The 13,252-nt window shown below is 71.6% G+C and carries 11 protein-coding genes and 1 tRNA gene; 6 read left to right on the top strand and 6 right to left on the bottom strand.

Annotation, left to right across the window (positions count from 1 at the left end; translation table 11 throughout):
• Positions 1-155 precede the first annotated feature (155 nt).
• Together OG507_RS08050 and OG507_RS08045 are read left to right on the top strand one after the other, a co-directional pair.
• Positions 156-1,241, top strand: a complete 1,086-nt coding sequence (locus OG507_RS08050; RefSeq protein WP_327366453.1) for an S-(hydroxymethyl)mycothiol dehydrogenase — start codon at positions 156-158, stop codon at positions 1,239-1,241.
• Positions 1,241-1,870 (top strand): MBL fold metallo-hydrolase, encoded by a 630-nt coding sequence (locus OG507_RS08045; protein WP_327366452.1) that lies wholly within the window; start codon positions 1,241-1,243, stop codon positions 1,868-1,870. Before OG507_RS08050 ends, OG507_RS08045 begins: the two co-directional genes overlap by 1 nt.
• A 15-nt stretch (positions 1,871-1,885) precedes the next feature.
• Here the strand turns inward: OG507_RS08045 and OG507_RS08040 are convergent, their stop codons facing one another.
• From OG507_RS08040 to OG507_RS08030, 3 genes are all read right to left on the bottom strand, one after another.
• Positions 1,886-2,821 (bottom strand): pseudouridine synthase, encoded by a 936-nt coding sequence (locus tag OG507_RS08040; RefSeq protein ID WP_327366451.1) that lies wholly within the window; start codon positions 2,819-2,821, stop codon positions 1,886-1,888.
• A 136-nt stretch (positions 2,822-2,957) separates the two neighbouring features.
• A complete protein-coding gene (locus OG507_RS08035) occupies positions 2,958-5,843 on the bottom strand; it encodes a glycoside hydrolase family 2 TIM barrel-domain containing protein (protein ID WP_327366450.1) in 2,886 nt (961 codons plus the stop codon).
• A gap of 155 nt (positions 5,844-5,998) precedes the next feature.
• Positions 5,999-6,083, bottom strand: a tRNA-Leu gene (locus OG507_RS08030).
• Positions 6,084-6,266: 183 nt separating this feature from the next.
• On the opposite strand from OG507_RS08030, the gene OG507_RS08025 reads away from it, so the two are divergent.
• The 3 genes from OG507_RS08025 to OG507_RS08015 all read left to right on the top strand — a co-directional run bounded on the left by OG507_RS08025 (position 6,267) and on the right by OG507_RS08015 (position 8,868).
• A complete protein-coding gene (locus tag OG507_RS08025) occupies positions 6,267-7,592 on the top strand; it encodes a M20/M25/M40 family metallo-hydrolase (RefSeq protein WP_327366449.1) in 1,326 nt (441 codons plus the stop codon).
• A gap of 164 nt (positions 7,593-7,756) precedes the next feature.
• Positions 7,757-7,990, top strand: a complete 234-nt coding sequence (gene chpH / locus OG507_RS08020; RefSeq protein WP_327366448.1) for a chaplin ChpH — start codon at positions 7,757-7,759, stop codon at positions 7,988-7,990.
• 137 nt (positions 7,991-8,127) lie between these two features.
• Positions 8,128-8,868 carry a chaplin gene (locus OG507_RS08015; RefSeq protein ID WP_327366447.1) on the top strand — a complete coding sequence of 247 codons (741 nt, stop codon included), beginning with the start codon at positions 8,128-8,130 and terminating at the stop codon, positions 8,866-8,868.
• 67 nt (positions 8,869-8,935) lie between these two features.
• On the opposite strand, the gene OG507_RS08010 is transcribed toward OG507_RS08015, so the two are convergent.
• Complete coding sequence (locus OG507_RS08010) at positions 8,936-9,124, bottom strand: DUF5703 family protein (RefSeq protein ID WP_327366446.1); 189 nt, start codon at positions 9,122-9,124, stop codon at positions 8,936-8,938.
• Positions 9,125-9,171: 47 nt separating this feature from the next.
• Here OG507_RS08010 and OG507_RS08005 point away from each other — a divergent pair, with 47 nt between their 5' ends.
• Positions 9,172-9,831, top strand: coding sequence for a hypothetical protein (locus tag OG507_RS08005; protein ID WP_327366445.1), 660 nt, complete (start codon positions 9,172-9,174; stop codon positions 9,829-9,831).
• 64 nt (positions 9,832-9,895) lie between these two features.
• Here OG507_RS08005 and OG507_RS08000 read toward each other — a convergent pair whose 3' ends face one another.
• Both OG507_RS08000 and OG507_RS07995 read right to left on the bottom strand, forming a co-directional pair.
• Positions 9,896-12,178 carry a helix-hairpin-helix domain-containing protein gene (locus tag OG507_RS08000; protein ID WP_327366444.1) on the bottom strand — a complete coding sequence of 761 codons (2,283 nt, stop codon included), beginning with the start codon at positions 12,176-12,178 and terminating at the stop codon, positions 9,896-9,898.
• Positions 12,175-13,158, bottom strand: coding sequence for an aldo/keto reductase (locus OG507_RS07995; protein ID WP_327366443.1), 984 nt, complete (start codon positions 13,156-13,158; stop codon positions 12,175-12,177). The genes OG507_RS08000 and OG507_RS07995 overlap by 4 nt, the downstream gene beginning before the upstream one ends.
• Positions 13,159-13,252: the final 94 nt, after the last annotated feature.

Raw genomic sequence — 13,252 nt, 5'->3', positions numbered from 1 at the left:
TCCCGCGCCTGACCCGACGGCCGAATTAGGTACCTCCCACCGGGTGGACACCCGCCGTTTCCCGCCAACGCGGCGCGCCGTCGTGACACCCTCACGGGGCGTACGGTTGTTCGTGTTCGATCTTCGCGAAATGACGGAAACAGGGAGACGACGGTATGTCGCAGCAGGTGCAAGGGGTCATCGCACCAGGGAAGAACGAGCCGGTACGGGTCGAGACGATCGTGATCCCGGACCCGGGCCCCGGCGAGGCCGTGGTGAAGATCCAGGCGTGCGGCGTCTGCCACACCGATCTGCACTACAAGCAGGGCGGCATCAACGACGAATTCCCCTTCCTGCTCGGCCATGAGGCCTCGGGCATCGTGGAGTCCGTCGGCGAGGGCGTCACGGACGTCGCGCCCGGAGACTTCGTCATCCTCAACTGGCGTGCCGTGTGCGGACAGTGTCGTGCGTGTCTGCGCGGCCGCCCCTGGTACTGCTTCAACACCCACAACGCCAAGCAGAAGATGACGCTGCTCGACGGCACCGAGCTGTCGCCCGCGCTCGGCATCGGCGCGTTCGCCGAGAAGACCCTCGTCGCCGCCGGTCAGTGCACCAAGGTCGACCCGGAGGTCTCCCCGGCCGTCGCCGGGCTGCTCGGCTGCGGTGTGATGGCGGGCATCGGCGCCGCCATCAACACCGGGCAGGTCGGCCGCGGCGACTCGGTCGCCGTGATCGGCTGCGGCGGCGTCGGTGACGCGGCGATCGCGGGCGCGCGGCTGGCCGGCGCGGCGAAGATCATCGCCGTGGACATCGACGACCGCAAGCTGGAGACGGCGAAGTCGATGGGCGCCACCCACACCGTCAACTCCCGCTCCGCCGACCCGGTCGAGGCGATCCGCTCCCTGACCGGCGGCAACGGCGCGGACGTCGTCATCGAGGCGGTCGGCCGCCCGGAGACGTACAAGCAGGCCTTCTACGCCCGCGATCTCGCCGGCACCGTCGTCCTGGTCGGCGTCCCGACCCCCGAGATGCAGCTGGAGCTGCCGCTCATCGACGTCTTCGGCCGCGGCGGCTCGCTCAAGTCCTCCTGGTACGGCGACTGCCTGCCCTCGCGCGACTTCCCGATGCTCATCGACCTGCACCAGCAGGGCCGGATCGACCTCGCCGCGTTCGTCACCGAGACCATCGGACTCGGCGACATCGAGCAGGCCTTCGCCCGGATGCACGACGGCGACGTGCTGCGCTCGGTGGTGGTCCTCTGATGGCCGCCCGCATCGACCACCTCGTCACCTCCGGCACCTTCGCCCTCGACGGCGGGGAGTGGGACGTCGACAACAACGTCTGGATCGTCGGCGACGAAACCGAGGCGATCGTCATCGACGCCGCCCACGACGCAGCCGCCATCGAGGCCGCGCTGAACGGCCGTACGCTGCGCGCCATCGTCTGCACGCACGCGCACAACGACCACATCGACGCGGCCCCGGCCCTCGCCGACGCCACCGGCGCGCCGATCCTGCTGCACCCCGACGACCTGCCGCTGTGGAAGCAGACCCACCCCGACCGCGCCCCGGACGGCGAACTGGCCGAGGGCCAGGAGCTGGAGATCGCCGGAACGACCCTCCAGGTCCTGCACACCCCCGGTCACGCCCCGGGTGCCGTCTGCCTGTACGCCCCCGGGTCGGCCACCGTCTTCACGGGCGACACGCTCTTCCGGGGCGGGCCCGGCGCCACCGGGCGGTCCTTCTCCCACTTCCCGACGATCGTCGCGTCGATCAGGGACCGGCTGCTGATCTTGCCTCCGGAGACCACCGTCCGTACCGGACACGGCGATTCGACGACCATCGGCGCGGAGGCCCCGCATCTGGACGAGTGGATCGCCCGCGGACACTGAGCACGCCGCGAAGTCTCACCGCTCCGGCCACGCCGACAGCCGCAGCCCGCTCTCGAAGCGGCGCGGCCCACCCGTGACCGGATCGGTGAACTCCAGCACCCGGGCGAGGAGCTGGAGCGGGTGCGACCAGCCGTCGGTCGCACCCTCCGCCTGCACCACCGGGTAGACCGGATCGTGGACGAGCGGCAGCCCCAGGCTGTTCATATGGACCCGCAGCTGATGGGTGCGCCCGGTGGCGGGCAGCAACCGGTAGCGGCCCACGGCCTTTCGGTGCTCCAGCAGCTCGATCCGGCTCTCGCTGTTCGGCTCGCCCGGCTCCTCGCGGGCGGCGATGACCCCGCGCTCCTTGACGATCCGGCTGCGTACCGTACGGGGGAAGGCGATCGAGGGGTCGTACGGTGCCACCGCCTCGTACTCCTTGCGCACCAGCCTGTCCCGGAACATGGTCTGGTACGCACCCCGCTCCTCGGGCCGTACGACGAAGAGGACGAGACCCGCGGTCAGCCGGTCCAGCCGGTGCGCGGGCTGCAGCGACGGCAGCCCCAGCTCCCGGCGGAGCCGCGCCACGGCGGTCTCGGTGATGTGCCGGCCGCGCGGTGTCGTGGCGAGGAAGTGCGGTTTGTCGGCGATGACGAGATGCGCGTCGCGGTACACGACACCGACCGGGAACGGCACCGGTTCCTCGGGCGCGAAGTCCCGGTGGAACCAGATGTACCGGCCGACGGCGTACGGCTCCTCGGCGGACACCGGACCCTGTAGGGAGACGAACCGGCCCTCGGCCACCATCGCGTCCACCCGGTCCGCGCCGATCGCACCGGCGAACCGCGCCAGCAGATGATCGCGGACTGTCGCCCACCGCCCGTCCGGATCCTCCGGGAGCCGCACCCGGACCGGATCGATCCCGCCGCGCTGCGGCAGAGGCGCCGACGGAGGCTTCGCACGGCCTCTCATCGCGCAGGCCCTGCCTGCTCATCGGCGCCCGGGACGCGCCGGCTGACGGTGCTGATGGTCATGGTGCCGACCATCCTGTCATGCGTCACCGCAGGTCACGCCCCACCGGCAGCGGGCGGCACAGCCACCTGCCCGCTCACTGCGTGGTCGAGAACACGAACGAGAACTCCGCGGCCTCCGCGGCCAGCCGGTACCGCGGCAGCACCCCCGGCCCGCACGACTGCGACCCGATGCCCTGCACCGCATGGTCCAGGTTGACCCAGACGGTCTCCCCGGCCACCAGCTCCGGTCCGTGCTCCGCCGCATCCAGCTGCTCACTCGTCCACCGCCTCGCGGTGAACCAGAACGGCGCACCCCCCGCGACCCGAACACCCGCCCCGCTGCCCGCCCTCAGCTCCGCCCACCGGACGTCGGCCCGCGCACCGTTCTCCTGCGGCCGGACGTACGGGGTCTGCATCGCGTCCACGGACATCTCCCACCGCCCGAGCACCGCCGCGGCCCGGGTGTCCGGGTACGCCTCGCCGGGCCCGCCGCCGAACCAGCGCGCCCCGCCGTACGCGGCAGGCAGCCCGAACCGGATGCCCAGCCGGGGCAGCGGCACCCGCCACTCGCCCTCCGGCACCACGGACACCGTCAGCCCCAGCCGCTCCCCGTCGGCCGTCCACCGGTACGCGGTCCGCAGGCCCAGGCCCAGCCCCGCGGGCGCCACCCGGGTCCGTACGACCAACGCGTCCCCGTCCGCCTCGACCGCGTCGATCCGGTGCCGCATCCGGTGCAGCCCCGACTCCCGCCAGCGCGGCCCGTACCGCTCGTCCGGCTGCCACGCCGCACCGTTGTCGTTGTCCGTCGGCGCCCGCCACACATCCAGCCGCAGCCCCTGCACCGGCACTCCGCCGAGCCGCGCCAGCGCCCCGGTCGCCGCGTCGAAGACGCCCGCCCCGAGGGTGATCACTCCCGCGCCCCGCTCCGGCCGCTCACCCACCGCGGCCGGGAAAGCGGCAGCGGCCACCGTCTCCGCCTGCCCCCACGCCACCACGTGCCCGCGCTCGCCCCAGGCGGTGTCCCGGCCGAGCACCGCCCGTACCGTCCACACTCCTGCGCCCTCCATCTCCAGCCCCACCTCGGCCGACGCACCGGGCGCCAGCTCCGGCACATCGAACGCGCCCGAGCCGACGAGCACGCCGTCCACCTCGTACGACCACACGAAGTCCAGGTGCTCCAGCCCCGTGAAGTCGTACCCGTTGGAGATCCTGACCGAGCCCGCCCCTGCCACGGGCTCGATCCGTACGGGTTCGACGACCTTCTTGTACTCGATCAGCCCTGGGGAGGGGGTGCGGTCGGGGAAGAGCAGCCCGTCGCAGACGAAGTTGGAGTCGTGCAACTCCTCGCCGAAATCCCCGCCGTAGGCGAAACCGTGCCCGGGGTGGGCGATGCCGTGATCGATCCACTCCCAGACGAAACCGCCCTGGCAGCGCTCGTACCGCTCGAACAGCCGCTGGTACTCGCCGAGACCGCCCGGACCGTTCCCCATCGCGTGCCCGTACTCGCACAGCAGGAACGGCATCGCACGCCGCCGCGCGTCCAACTCCGCATCGTCCCAGGGCGCCTCCGCCCGCCTGCCGATCAACTCGACCTCGGCGTGGTCCGGATACATCCGCGAGTACAGGTCGACGTCCCGGCAGGACGGATCGCCCTCGTAATGCAGCAGCCTCTCCGGATCCCGCCCCCGGATCCACCCGGCCATCGCGCTCAGTCCGCGACCCGTTCCGCACTCGTTGCCGAGCGACCAGATGATCACCGACGGATGGTTCTTGTCGCGCTCCACCATCCGTGCGGCCCGGTCGAGCAGCGCCGGGGTCCACCGCTCGTCGTCCACCGGGTTGTCGCGCCACCCCAGGTCGACAAAGCCATGAGTCTCCAGATCGCATTCGTCGATCACCCAGAGCCCCAGCTCGTCGCAGAGATCGAGAAAGGCTGGATGCGGCGGATAGTGGCTGGTCCGCACGGCGTTGATGTTGTGCTGCTTCATCAGCACCAGATCGCGCCGCATGGTCTCCGCGTCCACGGTCCGCCCGGTCTCCGGGTGGAACTCGTGCCGGTTCACCCCGCGAAAGAGCACCCGCCGCCCGTTGACCCTGATCAGGCCGTCCTCGACGACGACGGTACGGAACCCCACCCGCAGGGGGATCCGTTCACCGGCCGTCACCAGCTCCCCGTCGTACAGCCGGGGCGTCTCGGCCGTCCACGGATCGACCGCCGCGGTCACGGCCTCGCCCGTGGCGACATCGACACCCAGCTCGGGCACGACGACCCGTCCCGCGGCCCCTTCGCACTCCACCCGCAAGGTCCCGGACCCGTCGCGATGGTCGTAACCGGCATGCACGAAGAAGTCCCGCGGCGCGCCCCGCGGCCGCTCCAGCAGCGTCACGTCCCGGAAGATCCCGGGCAGCCACCACTGGTCCTGGTCCTCCAGATAGCTCCCCGACGACCACTGGTGCACCCGTACGGCCAGCACATTGCCCCTGGCCCGCAGCAGCCCGCCGACCGCGAACTCGTGAGGCAGCCGCGACCCCTTGAAATCGCCCAGCTCCTGTCCGTTGAGCCAGACCCGGGCGCAGGACTCCACCCCGTCGAAGCGGAGCACGACCTCGCCGTCCCCGGGCCATCCGCCGGGCAGATCGAAGGTCCGCAGATGGTCCCCGGTCGGATTGCCGGTGGGCACCCGCGGCGGATCGACGGGGAAGGGGTACACCACATTCGTATACGAGGGAGACCCGCCGGCCCCCTGCAGCACCCAGTGCCCGGGGACCGCGACCGTGCCCCACCCCGAGGCGTCGAATCCGGGCCGCGCGAAGGACTCGTCCTCGGTGGCGGCGCCCGGGGAGAGCCGCAGGCGCCACTCCCCGTTCAGCGACAGCCGCCCGGCGTCCGACCCCGCGTACCAGGCGCGCGGCTCCAGCCCACCCGATCCCGGAGCCCTGTCCTCGTACCAGGTCGGGGCGGGCGTGTGTGTGCGGTTCACGGGACTCCTCGCCCGGCAGTGCCCTCCGTGCCGCTGGACGTCAGCGAGGGGACAGCCGTTTCGACAAGGGATCTTCCCTGCTCCGGCCCGTACGCAACCCTGCGCGCACAACGCCGAATGCCGACCAGGATCGCTCCTGATCGGCATTCTCTCTGTGTCCGAGGGGGGACTTGAACCCCCACGCCCGATAAAGGGCACTAGCACCTCAAGCTAGCGCGTCTGCCATTCCGCCACCCGGACAAGGTGTCTGTCTCGCGGGCCCGGCCCGTTCCGACGTGGAAAACAATAGCAAACATCCGGGGGTGCTCGATCACGCCAGGGGGAGTGTGAAGGGCGCATGACGAGAGGTGGTGGCCCTTGGGCGCACGGGCCCGGCGCGGGAGGATGAGGAGGAGCACCACAGCGACAGTGGAAGGAAGCAGTGTGAGCGAGACCAACACGGCCCGGACCGTCTCGGGCGAGGACGAGGTCGTGGACCTCTGTCGTGAGCTGATCCGGATCGACACCAGCAACTACGGGGACCACTCGGGACCGGGTGAGCGGGCCGCCGCCGAGTATGTCGCGGAAAAGCTCGCCGAGGTCGGGCTGGAGCCGCAGATCTTCGAGTCCCACAAGGGCCGGGCCTCGACCGTGGCACGGATCGAGGGCGAGGACCCCTCCAAGCCCGCGCTGCTGATCCACGGCCACACCGATGTGGTTCCGGCCAATGCCCACGACTGGACGCACCATCCGTTCTCGGGCGAGGTCGCGGACGGCTGCGTGTGGGGCCGTGGCGCGGTCGACATGAAGGACATGGACGCGATGACCCTCGCGGTCGTCCGCGACCGGATGCGCAGCGGCCGCAAGCCCCCGCGCGACATCGTGCTGGCCTTCCTCGCGGACGAGGAGGCGGGCGGCACGTACGGTGCGCGGTATCTCGTGGACAAACACCCCGGCCTCTTCGAGGGCGTCACCGAGGCGATCGGCGAGGTCGGCGGCTTCTCCTTCACGGTGAACGAGAAGCTGCGCCTCTATCTCATCGAGACGGCCGAGAAGGGCATGCACTGGATGCGGCTCACCGTGGACGGCACCGCCGGTCACGGCTCGATGACCAACAACGACAACGCGATCACCGAGCTCTGCGAGGCGGTCGGGCGGCTCGGGCGGCACAAGTGGCCGGTCCGGGTGACCAAGACCGTGCGGTCCTTCCTCGACGAGCTGTCCGATGCGCTCGGCACCCCGCTCGACCCGGAGGACATGGAAGCCACGCTGGCCAAGCTGGGCGGCATCGCCAAGATGATCGGCGCCACGCTCCGCAACTCCGCCGCTCCCACCATGCTCGGCGCCGGCTACAAGGTGAACGTGATCCCCGGCCAGGCCACCGCCCATGTCGACGGACGTTTCCTGCCCGGCTTCGAGGACGAGTTCCTGGCCGATCTGGACCGGATCCTCGGCCCGCGGGTGAAGCGCGAGGACGTGCACGGGGACAAGGCGCTGGAAACCAGTTTCGACGGTTCGCTCGTGGATGCGATGCAGATCGCCCTGAAGGCGGAGGACCCGATCGCGCGTGCCGTCCCTTACATGCTGTCCGGCGGCACCGACGCCAAGTCCTTCGACGACCTCGGCATCCGCTGCTTCGGATTCGCCCCGCTGAAGCTGCCGCCGGAGCTGGACTTCGCAGGCATGTTCCACGGTGTGGACGAGCGAGTGCCGGTGGACGGTCTGCAGTTCGGTGTGCGGGTGCTCGACCGCTTCATCGACAACTGCTGAGCCTCTGCCACTTTTCCGCCGATTCTCCGCGCCAACAATCGCCTGCGTGTGCGCATTTGACCGGAACGAGTGAAAGGAACCATACGCTCGTAGCCCGATTACCTCTTCCTCGTTACAAGTGATGCGGTCCGCGGCTGGGACCGCATTGCCAACTAGGAGGAATAATGATCAAGAAGGTCGTCGCTGCTGCGGCTGTCACCGGTGGTCTGGTGCTCGCGGGTGCGGGCATGGCCGTCGCGGACTCCGGTGCCCAGGGTGCCGCTGTCGGCAGCCCCGGTGTGCTCTCGGGCAACGTCATCCAGGTGCCCGTGCACGTGCCGGTGAACGTGTGTGGCAACACGATCTCCGTGATCGGGCTGCTGAACCCCACCTTCGGCAACACCTGCGTCAACGCCTGACGTTGTGCGTCAACCCGTAAGGGTTTGAATCCGGTCGGCCCCGGAGTGCACGCCATGCACTCCGGGGCCGCTGGGTAATCCGCCCCCGCACGGTCGAGTCCGGGGGTTTCCGGAAGGTAGAAGGCAGGAAACAACCTATGCGACAGGTCACGCGTAAAGGCCTGATGACCATGGCAGCAGCGGGCGGTGTGCTCGCGCTGAGCGGTGGGTATGCGCACGCCGACGCGGGAGCGGCCGACGGCGCATCGAATTCCCCGGGGGTGCTTTCAGGGAATTCGGTCCAGATCCCGGTCCACGTGCCGGTCAACGTCTGCGGCAACTCCGTGGACGTCGTAGGACTGCTCAACCCGGCCGCGGGAAACACCTGCGGAAACGGTTCGTACAGCGCTGCTTCGGGCCGGCACGCCTCAAGCAGCCAGGCGTCCGACGACCGGAACCAGGCGCACCGGGCGGGGACCGGCAAGCACCGGGCCCGCGCGGGCGACACCGGGGGCGGGGCGGTGGCCGAGGGAACCGCGAACGGTTCGCCCGGTCTGCTCTCGGGCAACAACATCGCGGTGCCCATCGACATCCCCGTGAACGCCTGCGGGAACAGCGTCACCATCGGCGGACTGCTGGGCCCGGCCTCCGGCAACGACTGCGGAAACGATCCGGAGGTCGTCACGCCGCCGGTCGGCACCCCGACCCCCCCTGTCACCGAGCGTCGGCCCCCGGCCCCCGGCCTGCCGACCACGCCGAATGCGCCGGAGACACAGAACGTCACCGAACTCGCACACACCGGAGCGGGCGGGCTCGACCTGCTGGTTCCGGCGAGCGCGGGCCTGCTGCTGGCGGGAGCGGGCACGGTGCTCTACCGCCGCGCCCGTCAGTCCGCATAGCGGACCGCGGCGGCGACGCAAGCACAGCGAAGAGAGCGGGCTCCGCGACTGCGGGGCCCGCTCCATGTCACCAGGTGGCCCGGAGCTGGCGGATGATCCGTCGGCGCAGCCGCACCCTGCGGCTGCCGTCGTGGCGCAGCGTGAGTCGGTCCAACTCCCAGTGCCCGTACTCGGCGTGGTCGGTGAGCAGGCGGGCCGTGTCCTTCCGGGACACCCCGCGCGGTACGTACACATCGACAAATTCGTATTCCGGCATCGCATCTATTGTGCGGGCAGAGCCCGTGTACGGATAGCGTCTGCACTATGTCTGATGCTGCGCAGCCCACCGCTGCCGAGGTACGCGCCGCCGCCGAAGCGATCAAAGCCGCGCTCGACCATCACCTCGAGGCGGTCGAACGCCGGACAGGGGACGACGATCCCGCCGTCTATGACGCGTTCAACGCCCTGGCCGCTGCCGCCGAGTTCTATGACGAACTTCTCTACGACCGTTACGACGAGGTCACCCCCTTCGAGATCCCGGGTGCGGAGGACTCCCTGCCGCCGTACACCGGCCCCGAGGAGCCGAAGGCGCTCAGTGTGCTGATCCGGCGCGACTACGCGGTGGTGGAGCCGCCGCGGCTGCTCGCCCAGGCCCAGCGGATCGCCGACCTCGATCCGGACGAGCGGGCCGGCGGGAGCGCGGCGGTGGTCGGCTCCAGCGTCCATGCCGCGCTCGGAGTGCTCTTCGGTGAGTACGAACCGGACGAGATCGCCTCCCGGCACATGGAGTTCGGTCTGGAGGAGGGCGACTCCACGCTCTGGGTCACCGCCGCGGAGGAGCTTCCCGACGCGGGGGAGTGGCTCGGTGCGCCGTTCGACGACGCGGACCCGCAGCTGGTGGTCTGCCGCTTCGACGTCAGCGCCGTCTTCGACGAGGACGGATCGGACGGGAAACCGGCCGGTCTGGTGGCGGACAGCTCCTGATCCGTCCGCCGGGCGGGCTCGGAACGGAGCCCGCCCGGTGGCGGTCAGGCAGGGCGCGGCCCGGTCATTGGGCCGGTGTCTCCAGCAGGGTGCGCAGGCGCGTCGTGCGGTCCTGGGCCGGGGGCTGGGCGACCGCGCGCGGGAGTGCCTGATCCACCCCGTGCACGACGGACAGATGCCGCTCGCCGCGACTGAAGGCCGTGTACACCCAGGGGCGGCTCAGCCCCTGCGCGGCGTCACCCGGCAGTACGACGACCACCGCGGGCCACCGCATCCCGGCCGCCTGGTGGGCGGTGAGGGCCCAGCCGTGGCGTACTGACGACTCCACCCGCTCCTGCGGTACGACGGCCTTCGTGCCCGCGCAGTCCAGATGCAGGCCCTCGGCGTCGGCCGAGACGACCACCCCGGGCACGGTCCTGCCGGGCGCCGGGACATGGACGACACGGTCGCCCGGGTCGAAGCCGCCGAACCGCCCAGGGCCGGGGTTGAGCCGCTGCTTCAGCGCCGCGTTCAACGCCCGGGTGCCCGCCGAGCCGCCGTGGCCGACGGTGATCACCTGGGTGTCGGACGACGGTACGCCGATGGCGCGCGGCACCGAGTCGGCGACCAGCTGCACGGTGCGGTGCACCGCTTCGCCCGCATCGCGCACGGGGACGATCACCACCTCCTTGCCGGGCGCCGCGACCTGGTTCAGCTCACCGATGCCGATGCCGGAGACCAGCTCGCCGATCGGTCCCGGATCGGGGGTACGGGACACGGTCTGCGGGCAGGCGCGGGCCGCCAGCACATCCGCGAACACCCGTCCCGCACCCGCCGAGCCCAGCACGCCCGGGTCGCCGCTGAGCACCAGCCGGGCGCCGTCGGCCAGGGACTCCACGAGGGCGGCGCCGGTCTCGACGTCCAGCTGCGGGGCATCCAGCAAGACGAGCAGGTCGACGGCGATCGCACCCTCCTCGTCCCGCCCCGGGCCCTCGGCGCCGGAGAGCAGCCCGGCGAGTGTGACGGCCGCCGACGGATCGCCGACGGCCTCGGCCAGCCGGCGCCTGCCGTCTGCGCTGTGTGCGGCGCCCAGGGCGCGCAGCCCCAGGCCGCGGGCCGCGGTGATCAGCGCGGCGGGTTCGGCCCTGGCCGCCTCGCCGCCGGTGTGCGCCACGAGGCCGTGGGCCGCGACCGCACTGATCAGCTCGGCGGCCGACGGGGAGCCGGCGGCCGAGGCGGCCTCCGTCCAGTCGGCGTCCTTCTCGCAGGCGTTGACCAGCCGGGCCAGACCGTCGGCGAGGCTCTCCTCGGCGAGTGCGTACCGGTCGAGACCGAGCAGCACCTGCACCGGTTCCTGAGCTGCCGGGTCCGCCGCGCCCGCCTCGGCGTTCTCGCCGGGTTCAGCGGATTCAGCGGGGGCTGCGGACTCCTGGTCGTGACGGTCGTCCTGTCCGTCCTGGAAGACCAGCACGACGCCCTCGGCGACGGCGTGCTGGACGGCCGCCTCGGGGTCGGTCACCGAGCGCTCGGCGAGCGCGGCACCTACCGCCGTCGCGTCCAGCACCGTATGGCCCTGGAGTGCGGCTCGCTCCAGCAGCCAGCCGACCAGCGCCGACGTACGCCGCTCGTCGTCCGGACCGCACTGGGCGCCCAGCAGCGCCCGTGCGAAACCGTCGGCCTGCTCGGGCCTGACTCCCGGCACGGCCAGCAACTGCCACGGGTCCTCGCGCAGGATCTCGGCAGCCTGCGCACCGAGGACCTCGGCCGCCGGACCCGCCAGCTCTCCGGGAGCCCTGCCCTCGGCGAGGACGGCGGCCGCCGAGGTGACGGCCTCCGGTGAGGCGCCCTGGGGCGCCGGGGCGGGCTCGGGCACGCGGGGGCGTACCGGAGCGGGCGCGGGAGCGGTCCGGCGGGAGGCGGAGGGTGCGGGGGAGTCGAAGAACGCGGTGGCGGGCTTCTCGCCGCTCTCCACGGCGCGTACGGCCGCCAGCAGATCGGCCGCCTTCCCGCTCAGCTTCGCACCGGCGGCGATGGGGCTTTCCTTCTCGGCCCTGCGCTTCTCGATCCGCTCTCTGAGCTCACGCTGGGCGGCCAGCTCGGCCTCGGCCTCGGAGAGCGGCGCGGGGGCGGCCGCCCCGTCCACGGCGCCGTCGGCCGCGTTTGTCCCGTCGGTCCCGGTGTCTGCTTCGGCTGCCTCGCCGTCTCCCGGGGACGTCTCCGCGTCATCGGCCGTCGTCGGCCCCTCGGCGCCGTCATGGCCCTCGTCCCCCGCGGGCGGGGCGGGAACGGCGGCAGAGGGGGCCGCAACAACGCTGTCGTCGTCGGCGGCCGGGGAGCCGGGGGTTTCCCCCCGGGGAAGCGCAGTCACAGCGTGCTCCAGTCCTGGTCGGGATAGCGGTGCACGGGCGCCGACACATCGTCGAGCGCCTGGCAGATCTCGTCAGGAAGACTAAGCGCCTCCACTGACAACGCCTCCGTGAGCTGCTGCGCGTTGCGCGCACCGACGATCGGGGCCACCACTCCGGGCCGGTCCCGCACCCAGGCGAGAGCCACTTGGAGCGCCGTCGTGGCCAGGCCGTCGGCGGCCGTCGCCACCGCGTCCACGATGCGGCTCGCCGGATCGTCGAGATACGGCTCGACGAACGGGGCCAGCAGCTCCGACGCGCCGCGCGAGTCCGCCGGAGTGCCCGTGCGGTACTTGCCGGTCAGGACGCCCCGGCCCAGCGGGGACGAGGGCAGCAGCCCCACGCCCAGATCGAGCGCGGCGGGCAGCACCTCGCGTTCCACCCCCCGCTGCAACAGGGAGTACTCCATCTGGGTGCTTGCCAGCCGGGTGCGCACCCCGGGCGAGGCGAGCTGCCAGGTCGCCGCCTTGGCCAGCTGCCAGCCGCAGTAGTTCGACACCCCCGCGTACCGGGCGCGGCCGGTGGACACCGCCAGGTCCACCGCCTGGAGGGTCTCCTCCAGCGGGGTCACGGGGTCGAAGGCGTGGATCTGCCACAGATCCACGTAATCCGTACCGAGCCGCTCCAGGGAGGCGTCCAGCGCGGCCAGCAGATGCCCGCGCGAGCCGTTGAACCGGCGGTACGGGTCGGCGACGCTGCCCGCCTTCGTCGCGATGACCAGATCGTGCCGTGGCACCAGGCCCTCGGTGAGCCGCCCGAGCAGATATTCGGCCTCCCCACCGCCGTACACATCAGCCGTGTCGACCAGCGTGCCGCCCGCTTCCCAGAAGGCTTTCAGCTGTTCGGCAGCGTCGTGCTCGTCGGTGTCCCGGCCCCAGGTGAGGGTGCCGAGCCCGATCCGGGACACTCGAAGGCCGGTGCGGCCCAGATGCCTCTGCTCCATGTGCGCTGAGAGTACTGGCCACAGCCCCACTCGGCGGAAGCCTGTGGACAACCCGGTGCCAAGTCGCCCCTGCCGTAACCCGAAGCCGCGCGCT

Source organism: Streptomyces sp. NBC_01217, assembly GCF_035994185.1.
Taxonomy (GTDB): domain Bacteria; phylum Actinomycetota; class Actinomycetes; order Streptomycetales; family Streptomycetaceae; genus Streptomyces.
The sequence above is the reverse complement of the archived record's forward strand: the minus strand, read 5'-3'. Positions and strand labels throughout refer to the sequence as shown.

What these genes read in the sequence shown, in the direction of transcription:
- OG507_RS08045 (WP_327366452.1), top strand. Translation starts at nt 1,241, where the DNA reads ATGGCCGCCCGCATCGACCACCTCGTCACCTCCGGCACCTTCGCCCTC.
- OG507_RS08015 (WP_327366447.1), top strand. Translation starts at nt 8,128, where the DNA reads ATGCGACAGGTCACGCGTAAAGGCCTGATGACCATGGCAGCAGCGGGC.
- OG507_RS08040 (WP_327366451.1), bottom strand. Translation starts at nt 2,821, where the DNA reads ATGAGAGGCCGTGCGAAGCCTCCGTCGGCGCCTCTGCCGCAGCGCGGC.
- OG507_RS07995 (WP_327366443.1), bottom strand. Translation starts at nt 13,158, where the DNA reads ATGGAGCAGAGGCATCTGGGCCGCACCGGCCTTCGAGTGTCCCGGATC.
- OG507_RS08010 (WP_327366446.1), bottom strand. Translation starts at nt 9,124, where the DNA reads ATGCCGGAATACGAATTTGTCGATGTGTACGTACCGCGCGGGGTGTCC.
- OG507_RS08005 (WP_327366445.1), top strand. Translation starts at nt 9,172, where the DNA reads ATGTCTGATGCTGCGCAGCCCACCGCTGCCGAGGTACGCGCCGCCGCC.
- OG507_RS08050 (WP_327366453.1), top strand. Translation starts at nt 156, where the DNA reads ATGTCGCAGCAGGTGCAAGGGGTCATCGCACCAGGGAAGAACGAGCCG.
- chpH (WP_327366448.1), top strand. Translation starts at nt 7,757, where the DNA reads ATGATCAAGAAGGTCGTCGCTGCTGCGGCTGTCACCGGTGGTCTGGTG.